The organism is Mesorhizobium sp. CNPSo 4670, from assembly GCF_057784235.1.
Window position 1 is genome coordinate 305181 of sequence record NZ_JBWJFQ010000003.1, and the last position, 14616, is coordinate 319796.

Below are 14616 nucleotides of genomic sequence, written 5' to 3' on the forward strand. Positions count from 1 at the left end.
GCCTTGCCCGTCCCGGCAAGCCTCTTTGATCCCGCCCCATCAGCATCGCCGATCCCAATATTCAGTTTCCGAGCGCCTTGAGCCAACCTTCGAAGGAAGGGGCCTTCTCGTGTCCAGCAAGCGAAACAGAGTGGGCGGGGCGCGGCAACACCATAGTGCTGCGGCCTTCGCGGGGACTGTAGCCGAATTCCTTGCTGAATGCCCGGCTGAAATTAGCCGCTGAACTAAACCCGAAGGCTTCAGCAATTTCGACAATGCGCCGCCTGTCCGCCGCATCGCTAAGCGCAACATGGGCTGCCAGAAGGCGGCGACTTTGTATGTAATGGAGAACACCACCGCTCGGTTCGAACAACTGATAGAGACGGGAGCGCGAGACGGCGAGCGCGCGGCACATTGAATCCGGTGTCAGATGAGCCGCATCCAGATTGTTCTGGACGTATCGGCGCGCTCGCTCCATAAGCGCGACACTCGCCAATTGTTCGGCGGCCGCGGCATGTTCCGCCGGAGGCGCGAGGCAGGCAATGATCATGCTGCGTGTTGCGTGCACGATGCGGGGAAGGTCATCAACCGTGAGACTGCGCAGGCTTGCTTCGATGCTGTTGACGTAGTCGACCAGAAGGTTGGCAAAGTTGCCCGACAGAATTGAATTGTTCCTTGCGTCGAGGTTTGCCGCGGCGTCGGAGAACAAATCACGCGGCAGATAGAGAACGAGACTGTCGGAGTCTGTTGTCCTCCCGCGAAACGGATAACCAAGCGATCTGATCTCCAATTTACCCGGCTGGCCTTCTGCAATGCGGCGATCGACCTCCGTCCACGACTGGCCGGTATGTGGCAAGGCGATATACCAGTGATCGATCGCGCTGGACCGAAGCTTCGCGGCAGAACGCATGTAGCTATGTGCCGGTGCATGCTGTTGAACGATCAGCATGCCACCGAGATTCCAAGCCGTGTGGTTGGCGGGAAAGCCATCGTCCAGCGACTTGTCATCCGGCAACCTGACCTCGACAAGCGGTGCCATATGCGCTTGCCAAGCGGCGAATTGATCCTGCGGCGCCAGTTCGAGCGTTGAAAAGGACAGCGGTTCGAGCGCTGGCGCGAGTGAGGGAGCAGCCTCACTGTGGGGTTGAGCCTCGCGCGGCCAACGACGTCGATCGCGCTCCGGCGTCTGCCCGGGGGCCTCGTCTTGCCTTTTAGTGTCCATCGTATGGTGCCATATCCGATTCCGGTATGCCCATGCCCCTCTCAATCATGTGGTGTACCGCAGGCATCTAGCAAGACTGGCGGGAACTCGAGTCCACAGAAACCACGATCACGCTGGATTACAGTAAGAAATGCATGCCGAGATAAGTTTCTGGATGCGAAGCTAACGACACTCTTCAACCCCGTGCGTATAGATTCGGGCACCATGAAATCGTAGTTGAGGAGGCCATCGAAATGAACACAAAGCTCGACAGCGAAGCTCGTCGCAAGATCATTCTTGATGGATACGGTAACAACGAACCGTTGAAGGATATTGCGGCAAAAATAGGGTGTTCACTGGCCAGTTTGAAAGTCACCGCCAGCAAAATCGGTTGCACTCGAACTCCGAAAGAGGCGGCCGACTTTCGACGTGGCTTTCATATCCCTGAGGACAAACGGCAGGACTACCATCAACTCATGACTGTTGGACAGTATAAAGCTCGCGAGTGCGCGCTGATTTTGGGACTCTTGACACGGCAATCATCCAGCGGCGAGTAAACTGATTCCAATACACTATCGACGATAGTATCACTCGAACAGTCCATCGCCTCGGCGGTTCATCAGCAAAAGACCCGCCCCAAGCACGGGCGGCGGGCTCTGAAAGGTTCGCGCAGATGCTGCGCCGGCGCTCCAATCGCACCTGCTTGAGCCATCACGATCTGGCGATTTGCGAACGTGTGTTCAACCAGGTATGCGCGGATGAGGATCTCGATCCCTTGGATCCGAAAGCGGAAATCTTGGCGATGATGGTTGTTGCCCTTTTTCGAAAAGCGCACACCAGCGAGCGCGAACTGCTTGAGGCGGTCAGGTCGCGTCGGCAAAAGGTCGCGAGAAACAGGCACTAGTGCATGCCGTTCAAAGCATGCTGCGCTGTTGGTGCATCGACAGAAACCCAAGGCGCATGATTCCGTTCAGTCGCGACGCGCTTTAGCCAAGGCACCGGAGTTGATAGACGTCGGCATGGCATAAATCCATCGGAGCAATCGCCGTGACCGACACCAAGCTTGCCGACACCTATCGCGGCTATATCGCTTGCCTCAACAATCAGGACTGGAGCACCTTGCACCGGTTCGTCCATGACGAGGTGCACTACAATGGCGACCGGATCGGGCTGTCCGGCTATCGCAAGATGCTGGAGCAGGATTTTTCGGAGATCCCTGACCTCTATTTCGACATCCAGCTGCTGATCTCCGACGCGCCCTTCATAGCGAGCCGGCTTCAATTCAACTGCACGCCAAAGGGAAATTTCCTTGGCCTGCCCGTCAACGGCAGGAAGGTCTCCTTCAGCGAGAACGTCTTTTATGAATTTCTCGACGGCAGGATCAGGCACGTCTGGTCGGTCATCGACAAGGCGGCAATCGAAGCCCAGCTATAGCGGATGAGAGCCGGCGGCGGCTTCCGCGATGTGACCAGAGATCGTTCGCTATAAGCGATCATTCTAACGCAAATAATTCGTTGGAAAGATCGGTTCAGGAATGGCATTGCTCCGACATACCCGCCTGGAGCATTGCATTGTCTTCCCTTACCCACATCGCGAACGATATTCCGAAAAGCCTGATTTCCGCCGAACTCGCCCAAGGGGGAAAGTCCCTCAATTCGGTGTGGAACGGCGTTGTGCCCGGCATCGTGCTGGTCGCTATGATCACAGGCGTCGCCTTCTCGGCCCGCAATGTGTCCGGCTTCGCTCTGTTCAGCCCGATGATCCTCGCCGTCGTCGCCGGCATGATCTATTCCAACGTGCTCGGCACCCCTGCCCACGCCAAGGCCGGCATTGCGTTTTCGCAGCGCCGGCTGCTGCGTTTCGCCATCGTGCTGCTCGGCTTCCAGCTGACGCTTGGCCAGGTGGTGTCGATCGGCGCCGGCGGTGTCGGCATCGTGGCGCTGACGCTTGGCTCCACCTTCCTCTTCACCATCACGCTCGGCCGGCTGATCGGCGTCGACGCCAAGCTGGCGCAGCTGATCGCCGCGGGCACCTCGATCTGCGGTGCCTCGGCCATCGTCGCCACCAACATCGTCACCGATGCGCGCGACGAGGACGTCACCTACGCCGTCGCCTCGATCACTTTGTTCGGCACCGTCGCCATGCTCGGTTTCCCGCTGCTGGCGCCCGTCCTCGGCCTCGACCAGCACGCCTTCGGCCTGTGGGCCGGTGCCTCGATCCATGAGGTCGCGCAAGTCATCGGCGCCGGCTTCCAGAACGGCACCCAGTCCGGCGAGATCGCCACCGTCGCCAAGCTGACCCGCGTCGCCATGCTGGCGCCGATGGTCATCGCGCTCGGCCTGATGGCGCGTCGCAAGAGCAGCAGTCAGTCGGCAGCTCGGCCGCCCATGCCATGGTTTGTCGCCGCCTTCGTCGCCGTCGTGGCGCTGAACAGCCTGGTCACCGTACCGCCCGAGGTGAAGTCAGCGATGGCGCTCGCCACCACCATCATGCTGACCATGGGGCTGGCCGCCATGGGCCTGCAGGCCGACATCTCGCAGCTGCGCTCGCGCGGCCTGCGCCCGCTGGCGCTGGCCTTCTCGGCCTTCCTATTCATCGGCTGCTTCAGCCTGATGCTGGTGAAGCTCGCCTAGACCAGCCCAGGGCATGTTGAGATTCAGGTCAGGCCGGCCTCACCTGAATCTCAATATGCCCTAGTCCTCGAACGAGCTAGCGCTGGCATAGATCGCCGCCAGCGTCTCGATGCCGGCCTGGTCGGCCTTGTCGAAGCGGCCGGGCAACGGGCTGTCGAGATCGAGCACGCCGAAGACGCCGTCATCGTCCTCGAGCAGCACGACCAGTTCCGAGCGCGAGTCGGCATCGCAGGCGATGTGGCCGGGAAAATCATGCACGTCCTCGATCAGCATCGAGGTGCCCAGTTCGACCGCCGTTCCGCAGACGCCCTTGCCGACCGCGATGCGCACACAGGCTGGTTTGCCCTGGAACGGACCGAGCACCATCTCCTCGTCGGATTGCAGGAAGTAGAAGCCGGCCCAGTTGAGGTCGGGCACCATCTGGAAAATCAGCGCCGCCGTATTGGCGGCGTTGGCAATCGAATCGCGTTCGCCCTCGAGCAGCGCCTTCAGTTGCGTGGCGAGGTCGCGGTAGAACGCGGCCTTGTCCGAGGTGTCGATGGCCTTGGCCGCAAACATCACTTGTCTCCGTATCGAGGATCGCGGTTTCGTTTCCGCAAGCTCTCTGCACCAAACGACCACCGGACGATACTAGCGTGAATTCCGGTCGCCGCGAAAGCCGCGAGAAGGATGCCCGGTCCGATACTCGGCAGCACGGCACGTCCATCGCACCGTGCTGCCTTGATCAAGAAGGCAAGTCCATCAGCCGGCGGGTTTGTACGCGCCCGCAGCCTTGTTGGCAGCCGCGAGCACTGCCTTCATGTCGAGTTCTTCCAGTACAACCATCTCGGTCAGCGAGCCGCTCGCTCGCACCGCAAGGGATATGCCCATTCCTGCGACCTGGTCCGGCACCTCTCCATTGACGACGACGTCATAAATGCCGCGCGTGAACATCACGCTGGTCATCTTGCCGCCAACGCTTTCAAAAAGCGCCTTGACCGCAGCTTGCCTGTCTGACCCCTGCATCAATCCTTTGGCGGCGTGAGGCGCATAGCTTGCCAATATGGTCACTTTCATGACTATTCCTCCCAATGTCATTGTCTCGTGACTGCTCAACAATTCGAGCCGGCACGGCGTGATTTTTTCGCTAGCAATTGCAGGCGCCCTTGGACGCCTTGACGGCCAAGGGCCCACTGCCCGCCAAATATGCGCTGAAGCTAATATAATGACAATACCGGACACGCCGGCACCGCCTACAGGAACTGGGCGCGCTCAGCCGGGGCGACGGGCCGCGCCGCTGACGCGCCATGTGATGCTGGCGTTGCGCGGAAGCAGCGACGGCGCCGCAGCGCTCACATCGGGCGTTTGGGCTCGCTTTTTGAAGGCGCTGCCGTGTCGGAATCGGATTTTTTGTGCTTGTCGGCGGCAATCCTGCGGATGCGGTCGAAGCGGCTTTCCTCGGTGATTTCGGTCGTAACGACCGTCTCTGGCTTCTGCACGAACGTGATCATGGATCCGTCTCCCTGGGCTAGAGGCCTGCGCGCCGGGGGAGACTGCCCCCGGCGGTAATATCCGGCTCCTGGAGCCGGCGTAGATTCAGGTCAGGCCGAGTCGAAAACGGTGGTTTCCGAGAACCGGAGCGGAGCGTACTTTTCGTACGCGAGCACCGGAAGCGCAGGTATCAGCCGTTTGCAGGCCGGCATCGCCTGAATCTTCAGTAGCCGCCCATGCCACCGCCGCCGCCACCACCCGCGGGTGCGGCATCCTTGGCCGGGATATCGGTGATCATCGCTTCAGCCGTGATCAGAAGGGCCGCGATCGAGCCGGCGTCCTGCAATGCGGTGCGCACCACTTTCGCCGGGTCGACGATGCCTGCCTTGATCATGTCGACATAGACCTCGTTCTGGGCGTCGAAGCCCTGATTGTGGTCCTTGCTGTCGGTGAGCTTGCCGACCACGATCGAGCCTTCGACGCCGGAATTCTCGGCGATCTGGCGGATTGGCGCTTCGAGTGCCCGCAGCACGATCGAGATGCCTGCCGTGACATCGTCATTGGCGCCGGTCAGGCCGGCAAGTGCCGACCTTGCGCGCAGCAGAGCCACGCCGCCGCCGGGTACGATGCCTTCTTCAACCGCCGCGCGCGTCGCATTGAGCGCGTCGTCGATGCGGTCCTTCTTTTCCTTGACTTCCGACTCGGTGGCGCCGCCGACGCGGATGACGGCAACACCGCCGGAGAGCTTGGCCAGCCGCTCCTGCAGCTTTTCCTTGTCGTAGTCGGAGGTCGTCTCCTCGATCTGGCCCTTGATCTGGGCGATGCGCGCCTGGATGGTGGCCTTGGTGCCGGCGCCGTCGATGATCGTGGTGGTGTCCTTCTCGATCAGCACGCGCTTGGCGCGGCCGAGCATCTCGATGGTGACGTTCTCGAGCTTGATGCCGAGATCCTCGGAGATCATCTGGCCCGATGTGAGCACCGCGATGTCTTCCAGCATCGCCTTGCGGCGATCGCCGAAGCCCGGCGCCTTGACGGCCGCGACCTTGAGGCCGCCGCGCAGCTTGTTGACGACCAGCGTGGCGAGCGCCTCGCCCTCGACGTCCTCGGAGATGATCAGCAGCGGCCTGCCGCTTTGCACCACCGCTTCGAGGATCGGCAGCATCGCCTGCAGATTGCCGAGCTTCTTCTCGTGGATGAGCACGTAGGGCTCTTCCAGCTCGACGCGCATCTTGTCGGCGTTGGTGACGAAATAAGGTGAGAGATAGCCGCGATCGAACTGCATGCCCTCGACGACATCGAGCTCGGTGTCGGCGGTCTTGGCTTCCTCGACGGTGATGACGCCGTCATTGCCGACCTTGTCCATCGCCTTGGCGATCATCTCGCCGACGCTGGCATCGCCATTGGCGGCGATGGTGCCGACCTGCGCGATCTCAGCCGACGATTTGACCTTCTTGGCGCGCGCCTTGATTTCCCCAACGACGGCGGTGACCGCCTGGTCGATGCCGCGCTTCAGGTCCATCGGGTTCATACCGGCGGCGACCAGCTTGGCGCCTTCGCGCAGGATCGAGGCGGCCAGCACCGTGGCGGTGGTGGTGCCGTCACCGGCGAGGTCGTTGGTCTTCGAGGCCACTTCGCGCACCATCTGCGCGCCCATGTTCTCGAACTTGTCGGCGAGCTCGATTTCCTTGGCGACCGTGACACCATCCTTGGTGATGCGCGGCGCGCCATAGGCCTTGTCGATGATGACGTTGCGGCCCTTGGGGCCGAGCGTGACCTTCACCGCATTGGTGAGGATCTCGACGCCGCGCAGCATGCGGTCACGCGCATCGGTGGAGAATTTGATTTCCTTGGCAGACATGATTTTTATCCAGTTCGGTTGAGGAAGGCAGAGCCCTGCCCTCCATGATCAAAGCTCGGAGCAATCTTTGCGCATCCCGTGGACACGCATCGCTCCAATCAGGCGGCCTTCTTGGCTTCGGCGGCCTTTTCGATAACGCCCATGATGTCGGCTTCCTTCATGATCAACAGGTCCTCGCCGTCGATCTTGACCTCCGTGCCCGACCATTTGCCGAACAGGATGAAGTCGCCGGCCTTGACGTCGAGTGGAACAAGCGCGCCGTTTTCGTCGCGTGCACCCGGGCCGACAGCGATGACTTCGCCTTCCTGCGGCTTTTCCTTGGCATTGTCGGGGATGATGATGCCGCCCTTGGATTTGGTATCGCCTTCAGCGCGACGAATGACGACGCGGTCGTGGAGTGGCCGAAATTTCATGGGAACTTCTTTCTGGGGCCGGCACAGGCGGCCACGCCCGTCCTATATAGACGCGTTGGCACTCGATAGATAGGAGTGCCAAAAATTATTCGCCGCCGGAATTAAATATTCAAAAGTATTATTTCGGTACCCGGTTTCGTGATATCGCGGGTTGGTCAAATAATTCAAAAAATTGAATTTTGCCGATTGAGTGCCTATTTATCGGACAAGTTCGTTTTCACGATTTCAGGCACAAGGGAGATTTCTTCGATGGCCGAAGGCAATCAGACGATCATGGAAAAAGCTGAAGCCCGCTTTGTCGACAAGCAGAAGAAAACGGCGGAGCGCAACAAAGCGACCGCCGAATACATCTCCGAGGCGCGGGCCAGGGAGATCAAGACGGCAAGGCTGAGGGAACTGCGGCTGGCCAAGGAAGAGGCAGACCGCGTCGCGGAAGCCCTGAACCCGACGCCGAAGAAGAAGCGGGTGGTCAAGAAGGCCGCCGCCACGGAGGTAAAAACATGAGCCTGACCTTCCCCAACCGCAGCCGCAGCTATGACGAAGCCGGCAAGCGCATCCGTTTCGTCGGCCATGACGGAATGTTCCAGATCTCCTTCTCCGTCGCCGCCGATGCGATGACCAGGATGCAGCCGGCGACCGCGGCCAATGAAGCCGGCTACCTCGCCACGTTCGACACGCAGAGCAGCGCCATACGCGACGTGGCGTCGAAGGCCTATGACCGCACCCGAAAGAGCATGTACGTGCTGACGGCGGCCGATTTCGGCTGATCGGCGGTGACCGTGGTCAGGACTTGCGCTCTGCCCTCTCCCGGCGCTTGACGTCACGGACGTTCATCTGGACGACCATGTCCTCGGCCTCGCGCGGGCCCATCCCGACCATCACCTTTTGCCGGATCACGGCAGGCTGGCCGGTGAAGACATCGATGATGGTCCAGCTCTGGGGCAGCTCCATGCGCAGCGTGTAGCGATTGGCCATACCGGTCAGCCCTGTATCATGAAAAACACCGCGGCCAGGATCAGCACCGTCCAGGCGATGACCGACAGCTTCAGCACCATACCGCCATGCGCGGCCAGAAGCTCCCGCAGCCGCAACGCGACACCTGCCGACCGGGCCGGCGCCGTGACAGTGGCGACAGGCGACTTGGCGCCAAGTTTTCCAAACACAGGCAGCAGCGACGGTTCACGCACGAAAACAACCTCAGATGTCAGGAAGGAGCCGGAGCAAGGATGCTCGCTTGCCTTTCATAGCACTCTTTTCGCGAACGCCCTGCATGCCAAATACAAAATAGGCGCCACGGATTGCACTGGTGAAAGATGCGCGGGCCCTGTCGGCGAGGCCGTACAACAAGCCGCAGCTTGGCCCTCAGGCCGCGGCGCTGCGGTCTTTCGCGGCGGCGTCGGGCTTGAAGATACGGAACGTGTTGCGCCCTGCCGCCTTGGCGGCATAGAGCGCGGTGTCGGCCTGCATGAACAGGTCGCACGGCGCGCCCGCCTGGACGAAGGCGATGCCGACCGAGGCGCCAAGGTTGAGCGACTGGCCGCAGGCCGCGACCGGCTTGCCCATCGCCTCGATGATGCCGCGCGCCAGGCCGGAGACCGCGCCGCGGTCGAGATGCGGGCCGAGCAGGACCGCGAACTCGTCGCCGCCGACGCGCGCCACGAGATCCGCCTCGCCGCAGCTGCCGGCAAGGCGCTCAGCCGCCGCCTTCAGGCATTCGTCGCCGACGACATGGCCGAACGTGTCGTTGACGGCCTTGAAGCCGTCGAGGTCGATCAGCAGCAACGCGCCGAGCGGGCGGCCCTCGTCCGTATGCGCAAGCCGCGCCTGGAACCGGCCGCGATTGGCCAGCCCCGTCATGACGTCATATTCGGCCAGATAGCGCATCCGGTCCGACAGGATCTTCTCCTCGGTGATGTCCTGCTTCATGCCGAAGATGCGCACCGCAGCGCCGTCCTCGCACTCGACCGTCGCAGTGATGCGGATCCAGCGGCTGCGGCCGGCAAAGGTGGTGATCTCGGCATCGAGGGTGAAGCCGTTGCGCTCGGCAATCGCCCGGCCGCGCAGGCTGTCCAGCGCCTTTCGCGACTCCGCCGGATAGCACTTGATGATCTCCGAGCGATCGAGCACTGAGCCGCGTGGCAGGTCAAACAGGTCATAAACCACATCGGTCCAGGTAAGCCGCTCGTCAGGCAGGCTGCATTCCCAGACGCCAAGGCGCGCTGCTGCCGAGGCGCGGTCGAAGATCTTGCGGCTGTGAGCCAGCGAACGCTCTTGCCTGGCAATCAGTTCGGCCTGCGCCGCGAGTTCCGCCTTGAGCCGGGCAATGGCCGCGGCTTTGCGGCGTCGCTCGTCGGAGCGGCTGTCGCGCCCTGCCCCCCTGCCGGGCTGCGAGACATCGGTCCGCGCCGGGCCTTTCGGGGTGTAGGGCGTATCGGGCATGGCGGGGCTCTGCTGTCCTGGCGGGCGACCACCATGGCGCGCAAGCGATTAACACTTCGCTGACGGGAAGCCCGGCTTTGCCGGAATTTGCCGCGAAAATTCCACCCGAGGGCGCCTGCAATTTTTCCCTTGAACAAGCTCCGGATCTCGCCTAGTTTCGACTTGAGAAAAGGTTTTTCCAACAGTTTTGACTGGGTTAGCCGCAAGGCTGGCCCATTCTCCGGACTATAAGGGAAAACCTTTTCCCAACTAAGGATTTTTGGCGCGATGGCATCGGAGCCTGTCCCGGTCTTTTCCAAGCCAGTCACCCTGCGTGACGTGGCGGCGCAAGCCGGCGTCAGCGTCGCAACCGCCTCCAAGGCACTCAACGACCAGGGGCGCATGACCGCAGAGACGCGCGAGCGCATTCGCGAGACGGCCCGGCGTCTCGGCTTCCGCCCCAACAGCCTGGCGCAGAGCCTGCTCAGGCGGCGCAGCTTCACTGTCGGCCTGCTCACCAACGATACCTATGGCCGCTTCTCGCTGCCGTTGATGTCGGGCATTTCGGACGCGCTGGTCGACAATGGCGTCTCGGTGTTCCTGTGCAATGTCGAGGAGGATCCGCGCCTCGGCCAGATGCATGTCGACGCCATGCTCGACAAGCGCGTCGACGGCATCATCGCAACCGGCAAGCGCATCGACCGCCATCTGCCGGTCGACCTCAGCAATCTGCGCGTTCCGGTGATCTATGCTTTCACGCAGCCCGATCCCGACGCCATCGCCTTCGTCTCGGACGATGCCGGCGGCGCGCGGCTGGCGGTCGAGCATCTGTGCCGGCTCGGCCGCGAACGCATCGCCCATGTCACCGGGCCGGCGAGCTTTGCCGTGGTGCATGCACGGGCGCAGGCCTATCGCGACGTGCTGGCCGAAAACGGCTTGCCGGTCACCGAGCCGCTGCTCGGCTCCTGGTCGGAAGCCTGGGGTCACGAGGCGGTGGCGCAGCTGTTCGACAGCAGGAATGAAAGGCCGGACGCCGTCTTTTGCGGCAACGATCAGATCGCGCGCGGCGTCATCGATGCCTTGCGCGAGCGCGGCCTAAGCGTTCCCAACGATGTCGGCGTCATCGGCTTCGACAATTGGGAGATTGTGGCCGAGGCGACGCGCCCGCCGCTGACCTCGGTCGACATGAACCTGGTCGCCCTCGGGCGCGAGGCAGGGCTGACCCTGCTGTCGCTGGTCGGCGGCCAGCCCGCCGCGCCGGGCATTCGAAAACTGCCGTGCCGGCTGGTGGTGCGGCAGTCATGCGGCCATCCGATGGATGGCTGAAAACCACGCGCCGCGCGATCGGCGCCAAGCCGCGGACCGCGGCGAACCCTGGAGGAGGACGAAGATGAGGAACCTGATTGCCAAACTGGCCCTGGCCGCTGCCGTTCTGGTTGGCGGCATCAGTGCCGCGGCCGCCGAGACGGCCAACATCTGGGTGCGCGCCGACGGCTCGAATTTCATGCCAAGGATCGTCGATGCCTACAACAAGGCGCACACCAACCAGATCAAGCTGGACATCATCCCAAATGCCGAGATCATTCCGAAATATGGTGCGGCGGCCGCCGGCGGCACGGCGCCCGACGCGCTGTCGCTCGACCTGATCTACACGCCGTCCTTCGCCGCCGCCGGCCAGCTCGAGGACATCACCGACTGGGCGAAATCGCTGCCCTATTTCTCCAGCCTGTCGCCGGCGCATGTGAAGACCGGCACCTACAAGGACCACATCTACGGCCTGCCGTTCTCGGCCGACGCCTCGGTGCTGATCTGGAACAAGAAGCTGTTCAAGCAGGCCGGCCTCGACCCCGAGAAAGGCCCCACCAACTGGGCCGAGATCGCCGCCGATGCCGAGAAGGTCAACGGGCTCGGCGGCAACATCAAGGGCTTCTACTTCTCCGGCAATTGCGGCGGCTGCAACATCTTCACCTTCACGCCGCTGATCTGGGCGTCGGGCGGTGACATCCTCAGCGAGGATGGCTCGAAGGCGACGCTGGACAGCCCGCAACTGCGCGGCGCCATCGATCTCTACCGCTCGATGGTCAAGAAGGACCTGGTGCCGGCGGGAGCGCAGACCGACACCGGCGCCAACTTCTTTGCCGCCTTCGCTGCCGGCAATATCGGCATCTCACCGTCCGGCGCCTTCGCCATCGGCGCGCTCAACACCCAGTATCCGGATGTCGATTACGGCGTCACCTTCTTGCCGGGCAAGGACAGCGGCTGGTCGTCCTTTGCCGGCGGCGACAATTTCGTCGTCACCAAGGGCACCACGAAACTCGCCGTGGTGAAGGAGTTCCTCGATTTCGCCTATTCGCTCGAGGGCCAGACCATCCTGGCCAAGTACGGCAGCCTGCCGGTGCGCGGCGACATCGCCAAGGACGCGCTGAAGGATCTCGATCCTCGTTATCAGATCGCCGCCGAGGCCATGGCCAAGGGCCGTACACCCTATTCCGTGGTGTTCAACGATTTGATCAACTCCGCCAACGGCCCGTGGACGCAGATGATCAACGAGGTCTTCTTCGGCGACGATGTCGACGGCGCCATCGCCAATGCGCAGGAGACGATGCAGTCGATCATCGACCAGGCGCCGCAGAAGTAGCGGACGCCTGCCGGCCGCCCGCTTGTCTCCCTGGGCGGGTGGCCGCCCTATCTCCCTTGAAGGGAGGTCGGACAGCAGGTCCGGGTTGGGTCGCCTCTGACGTGCTCGACGTTTTTTGTCGGTGCACTACAGAGAGGACGTCACCCGACCGTCGACCGGACCCCTCCAGCGGGAACGCAGCGCCAACGGAAGAACAGCCATGACCTCCATCGCAGCAGCAACCCCTGCCCCGCCACGCGCCCGAAAGCTGGTCGGCGCCGGCCGCCGGCAGTGGATTGGTCTGCTCTATGTCGCGCCGGCCGTTGCGCTGGTCGTCGTCTTCTTCCTCATCCCGCTCGGCATGACGGCATGGATGTCGTTGCACAACTGGCCGCTGATGGGCGAGCATAGCTTTATCGGCTTAGGCAACTATGCCGCCATCCTGCGCGACACCAGGTTCTGGAACGCGCTCAAATTCACCGGTTACTACACCGTGATTGTCACCATCGCGATCTTCGTGGTAGCGTTTCCGCTGGCGCTGTTCGTCGAACGGCCGCGTCCGCTGACCAATCTTTATCGCACCATGTTCTTCATGCCGGCGGTGGTCGGCTTTGCTTCGGCGAGCCTGCTCTGGTCATGGCTCTTGAACGTCGATTCCGGACTGTTCAGCCCGGCCGCCTACGATCTCGGCCTGATCGACAGGAAGTTCAACCTGCTGGCCACTTTCCAGCCGGCCTTCTGGTCGATCATCGCCATGGTCGTCTGGAAGGTCGCCGGCTTCACCATGATCATCCTGATGGCCGGCCTACAATCAATCCCGCAGGACCTGCAGGAGGCGGCGGTCATCGACGGCGCCGGGCCGTTCGCCCGGTTCAGGGCAATCACGCTGCCGCTGATGCGCCGCACGCTGGCGCTGGCGCTGATCCTGTCGGTCGCCGGATCGATCCTCGCCTTCGACCAGTTCTACATCATCCTGCGCGGCGGCCCGCGCAACCAGACGCTGACCGCAGTCTACTGGATCTTCAACCAGTCCTTCGTGTCGTTCAAGCTCGGCTATGGCGCGGCACTCTCCATGGTGCTGCTGGTGATCCTGGTGGCGCTCAGCCTCGTCCAGCTATGGCTGCTGCGCAAGCCGGAGGGTCTCGACTGATGGCGCAGGCCACCTCCCGCAACCGCCGGCTCGCCGCCCGCATCGCCGAGCATTCGACCGGCATCATCGCCTCGGTGCTGTTTGCGGCGCCGATTGTGTGGGCGGTGCTGTCGGCCTTCAAGCCGGCACAGGAAGCACGCCTGCCGCCGCTGCCGCCCTGGCCGACCACCGGCTTCTCGCTGGAAAACTATGTCACGCTCAACAGCTTCGGCGACGGGCTCTGGGTCTCGGCGCAGAACAGCATCTACGTTTCGGCTATGACCGTCGTGTTGTCGGTCGCGGTCAGCGTGCTGGCCGGCTACGGCTTTTCGCGGTTCCGGTTTCCTTTCAAGGACCTGTTCTTCGTCCTTATCCTGTCGACGATCATGATCCCGTTCCAGTCGATCCTCACGCCGATCTTCCTGGTGCTGACCAAGCTTGGCCTGCACAACACGCTGACCGGCCTGGTCGGCGTCTATGTGACCCTGCAACTGCCGTTCTCGATCTTCATGATGCGCAACGCCTTCGACGCGGTGCCGCGCGAGATCGAGGAAGCCGCCCGCATGGACGGCGCCGGCAATCTCACCATGCTTGTGAAGGTGATGCTGCCGCTGGTCTGGCCGGGCGTTGTCACCATCGCGCTGTTTGCCTTTCTCGGCGCCTGGAACGAGTTCCTCGCCGCGCTGGTGCTGATGACCGACCAGTCCAAATTCACGCTGCCGGTGATGATGACAGCACTTCAGTCGGGCCGCTTCGGCGCCATCGACTGGGGCGCGGTGCAGGCGGGCGTCACCGTGATGATGGTGCCGTGCCTCATCCTGTTCCTGGTTCTGCAGCGCTTCTACATCCGCGGCCTGATGGCCGGAGCCGTCAAGTAATTCGACCGAATGGAGTAAGT

The 14616-nt window shown here is 62.4% G+C and carries 19 protein-coding genes; 10 read left to right on the top strand and 9 right to left on the bottom strand.

Annotation, left to right across the window (positions count from 1 at the left end):
• Nucleotides 1-61 precede the first annotated feature (61 nt).
• On the bottom strand, nt 62-1201 hold the full coding sequence (locus AC0ZT5_RS07840; RefSeq protein WP_488495952.1) for a helix-turn-helix domain-containing protein: 1140 nt from the start codon (nt 1199-1201) through the stop codon (nt 62-64).
• A 233-nt stretch (nt 1202-1434) separates the two neighbouring features.
• On the opposite strand from AC0ZT5_RS07840, the gene AC0ZT5_RS07845 reads away from it, so the two are divergent.
• The 4 genes from AC0ZT5_RS07845 (at nt 1435) to AC0ZT5_RS07860 (ending at nt 3813) form a co-directional block, all read left to right on the top strand.
• The gene (locus AC0ZT5_RS07845) at nt 1435-1737 is read left to right on the top strand and encodes a hypothetical protein (RefSeq protein WP_488495953.1); all 303 of its coding nucleotides are present in this window, start codon (nt 1435-1437) and stop codon (nt 1735-1737) included.
• A gap of 116 nt (nt 1738-1853) precedes the next feature.
• Entirely contained in the window at nt 1854-2084 is a 231-nt protein-coding gene (locus tag AC0ZT5_RS07850) for a hypothetical protein (RefSeq protein ID WP_488495954.1), read from the top strand.
• A 143-nt stretch (nt 2085-2227) separates the two neighbouring features.
• Nucleotides 2228-2614 carry an ester cyclase gene (locus AC0ZT5_RS07855; protein WP_488495955.1) on the top strand — a complete coding sequence of 129 codons (387 nt, stop codon included), beginning with the start codon at nt 2228-2230 and terminating at the stop codon, nt 2612-2614.
• Between the two features lie 137 nt (nt 2615-2751).
• On the top strand, nt 2752-3813 hold the full coding sequence (locus AC0ZT5_RS07860) for a YeiH family protein (RefSeq protein ID WP_488495956.1): 1062 nt from the start codon (nt 2752-2754) through the stop codon (nt 3811-3813).
• Between the two features lie 60 nt (nt 3814-3873).
• Here AC0ZT5_RS07860 and AC0ZT5_RS07865 read toward each other — a convergent pair whose 3' ends face one another.
• The 5 genes from AC0ZT5_RS07865 to AC0ZT5_RS07885 form a co-directional block, all read right to left on the bottom strand.
• Entirely contained in the window at nt 3874-4371 is a 498-nt protein-coding gene (locus AC0ZT5_RS07865; protein WP_488495957.1) for a GAF domain-containing protein, read from the bottom strand.
• Between the two features lie 183 nt (nt 4372-4554).
• Nucleotides 4555-4869 carry a GYD domain-containing protein gene (locus AC0ZT5_RS07870; RefSeq protein WP_488495958.1) on the bottom strand — a complete coding sequence of 105 codons (315 nt, stop codon included), beginning with the start codon at nt 4867-4869 and terminating at the stop codon, nt 4555-4557.
• Nucleotides 4870-5144: 275 nt separating this feature from the next.
• On the bottom strand, nt 5145-5303 hold the full coding sequence (locus AC0ZT5_RS07875; protein ID WP_167458376.1) for a hypothetical protein: 159 nt from the start codon (nt 5301-5303) through the stop codon (nt 5145-5147).
• Between the two features lie 203 nt (nt 5304-5506).
• Nucleotides 5507-7141, bottom strand: coding sequence for a chaperonin GroEL (groL, locus tag AC0ZT5_RS07880; protein WP_488495959.1), 1635 nt, complete (start codon nt 7139-7141; stop codon nt 5507-5509).
• 98 nt (nt 7142-7239) lie between these two features.
• Nucleotides 7240-7554: a co-chaperone GroES gene (locus AC0ZT5_RS07885; protein WP_488495960.1), complete on the bottom strand. Its 315-nt coding sequence runs from the start codon at nt 7552-7554 to the stop codon at nt 7240-7242.
• 249 nt (nt 7555-7803) lie between these two features.
• Between AC0ZT5_RS07885 and AC0ZT5_RS07890 the strand changes: the two genes are divergently transcribed.
• Together AC0ZT5_RS07890 and AC0ZT5_RS07895 are read left to right on the top strand one after the other, a co-directional pair.
• A complete protein-coding gene (locus tag AC0ZT5_RS07890; protein WP_184875526.1) occupies nt 7804-8058 on the top strand; it encodes a hypothetical protein in 255 nt (84 codons plus the stop codon).
• The gene (locus tag AC0ZT5_RS07895; RefSeq protein WP_027059776.1) at nt 8055-8321 is read left to right on the top strand and encodes a DUF1488 family protein; all 267 of its coding nucleotides are present in this window, start codon (nt 8055-8057) and stop codon (nt 8319-8321) included. The genes AC0ZT5_RS07890 and AC0ZT5_RS07895 overlap by 4 nt, the downstream gene beginning before the upstream one ends.
• Before the next feature lie 16 nt (nt 8322-8337).
• On the opposite strand, the gene AC0ZT5_RS07900 is transcribed toward AC0ZT5_RS07895, so the two are convergent.
• The 3 genes from AC0ZT5_RS07900 to AC0ZT5_RS07910 all read right to left on the bottom strand — a co-directional run bounded on the left by AC0ZT5_RS07900 (nt 8338) and on the right by AC0ZT5_RS07910 (nt 9993).
• Nucleotides 8338-8529: a hypothetical protein gene (locus AC0ZT5_RS07900; protein WP_258595293.1), complete on the bottom strand. Its 192-nt coding sequence runs from the start codon at nt 8527-8529 to the stop codon at nt 8338-8340.
• A gap of 5 nt (nt 8530-8534) precedes the next feature.
• Nucleotides 8535-8741, bottom strand: coding sequence for a hypothetical protein (locus AC0ZT5_RS07905; protein WP_477282919.1), 207 nt, complete (start codon nt 8739-8741; stop codon nt 8535-8537).
• Nucleotides 8742-8916: 175 nt separating this feature from the next.
• Nucleotides 8917-9993, bottom strand: a complete 1077-nt coding sequence (locus AC0ZT5_RS07910) for a diguanylate cyclase domain-containing protein (RefSeq protein ID WP_488495961.1) — start codon at nt 9991-9993, stop codon at nt 8917-8919.
• A gap of 267 nt (nt 9994-10260) precedes the next feature.
• Between AC0ZT5_RS07910 and AC0ZT5_RS07915 the strand changes: the two genes are divergently transcribed.
• The 4 genes from AC0ZT5_RS07915 (at nt 10261) to AC0ZT5_RS07930 (ending at nt 14596) form a co-directional block, all read left to right on the top strand.
• A complete protein-coding gene (locus tag AC0ZT5_RS07915; RefSeq protein ID WP_488495962.1) occupies nt 10261-11298 on the top strand; it encodes a LacI family DNA-binding transcriptional regulator in 1038 nt (345 codons plus the stop codon).
• A gap of 64 nt (nt 11299-11362) precedes the next feature.
• The gene (locus AC0ZT5_RS07920) at nt 11363-12610 is read left to right on the top strand and encodes an ABC transporter substrate-binding protein (protein ID WP_488495963.1); all 1248 of its coding nucleotides are present in this window, start codon (nt 11363-11365) and stop codon (nt 12608-12610) included.
• A gap of 199 nt (nt 12611-12809) precedes the next feature.
• Complete coding sequence (locus AC0ZT5_RS07925) at nt 12810-13739, top strand: carbohydrate ABC transporter permease (RefSeq protein WP_111543229.1); 930 nt, start codon at nt 12810-12812, stop codon at nt 13737-13739.
• The gene (locus tag AC0ZT5_RS07930; RefSeq protein ID WP_488495964.1) at nt 13739-14596 is read left to right on the top strand and encodes a carbohydrate ABC transporter permease; all 858 of its coding nucleotides are present in this window, start codon (nt 13739-13741) and stop codon (nt 14594-14596) included. Before AC0ZT5_RS07925 ends, AC0ZT5_RS07930 begins: the two co-directional genes overlap by 1 nt.
• Nucleotides 14597-14616 lie beyond the last annotated feature (20 nt).

Bases quoted from the DNA above. Each gene is read 5' to 3' on its own strand.
- AC0ZT5_RS07840 (WP_488495952.1), bottom strand. From the start codon at position 1,201: ATGGACACTAAAAGGCAAGACGAGGCCCCCGGGCAGACGCCGGAGCGC.
- AC0ZT5_RS07845 (WP_488495953.1), top strand. From the start codon at position 1,435: ATGAACACAAAGCTCGACAGCGAAGCTCGTCGCAAGATCATTCTTGAT.
- AC0ZT5_RS07850 (WP_488495954.1), top strand. From the start codon at position 1,854: ATGCTGCGCCGGCGCTCCAATCGCACCTGCTTGAGCCATCACGATCTG.
- AC0ZT5_RS07865 (WP_488495957.1), bottom strand. From the start codon at position 4,371: ATGTTTGCGGCCAAGGCCATCGACACCTCGGACAAGGCCGCGTTCTAC.
- AC0ZT5_RS07870 (WP_488495958.1), bottom strand. From the start codon at position 4,869: ATGAAAGTGACCATATTGGCAAGCTATGCGCCTCACGCCGCCAAAGGA.
- AC0ZT5_RS07875 (WP_167458376.1), bottom strand. From the start codon at position 5,303: ATGATCACGTTCGTGCAGAAGCCAGAGACGGTCGTTACGACCGAAATC.
- groL (WP_488495959.1), bottom strand. From the start codon at position 7,141: ATGTCTGCCAAGGAAATCAAATTCTCCACCGATGCGCGTGACCGCATG.
- AC0ZT5_RS07885 (WP_488495960.1), bottom strand. From the start codon at position 7,554: ATGAAATTTCGGCCACTCCACGACCGCGTCGTCATTCGTCGCGCTGAA.
- AC0ZT5_RS07890 (WP_184875526.1), top strand. From the start codon at position 7,804: ATGGCCGAAGGCAATCAGACGATCATGGAAAAAGCTGAAGCCCGCTTT.
- AC0ZT5_RS07895 (WP_027059776.1), top strand. From the start codon at position 8,055: ATGAGCCTGACCTTCCCCAACCGCAGCCGCAGCTATGACGAAGCCGGC.
- AC0ZT5_RS07900 (WP_258595293.1), bottom strand. From the start codon at position 8,529: ATGGCCAATCGCTACACGCTGCGCATGGAGCTGCCCCAGAGCTGGACC.
- AC0ZT5_RS07910 (WP_488495961.1), bottom strand. From the start codon at position 9,993: ATGCCCGATACGCCCTACACCCCGAAAGGCCCGGCGCGGACCGATGTC.
- AC0ZT5_RS07915 (WP_488495962.1), top strand. From the start codon at position 10,261: ATGGCATCGGAGCCTGTCCCGGTCTTTTCCAAGCCAGTCACCCTGCGT.
- AC0ZT5_RS07920 (WP_488495963.1), top strand. From the start codon at position 11,363: ATGAGGAACCTGATTGCCAAACTGGCCCTGGCCGCTGCCGTTCTGGTT.
- AC0ZT5_RS07925 (WP_111543229.1), top strand. From the start codon at position 12,810: ATGACCTCCATCGCAGCAGCAACCCCTGCCCCGCCACGCGCCCGAAAG.
- AC0ZT5_RS07930 (WP_488495964.1), top strand. From the start codon at position 13,739: ATGGCGCAGGCCACCTCCCGCAACCGCCGGCTCGCCGCCCGCATCGCC.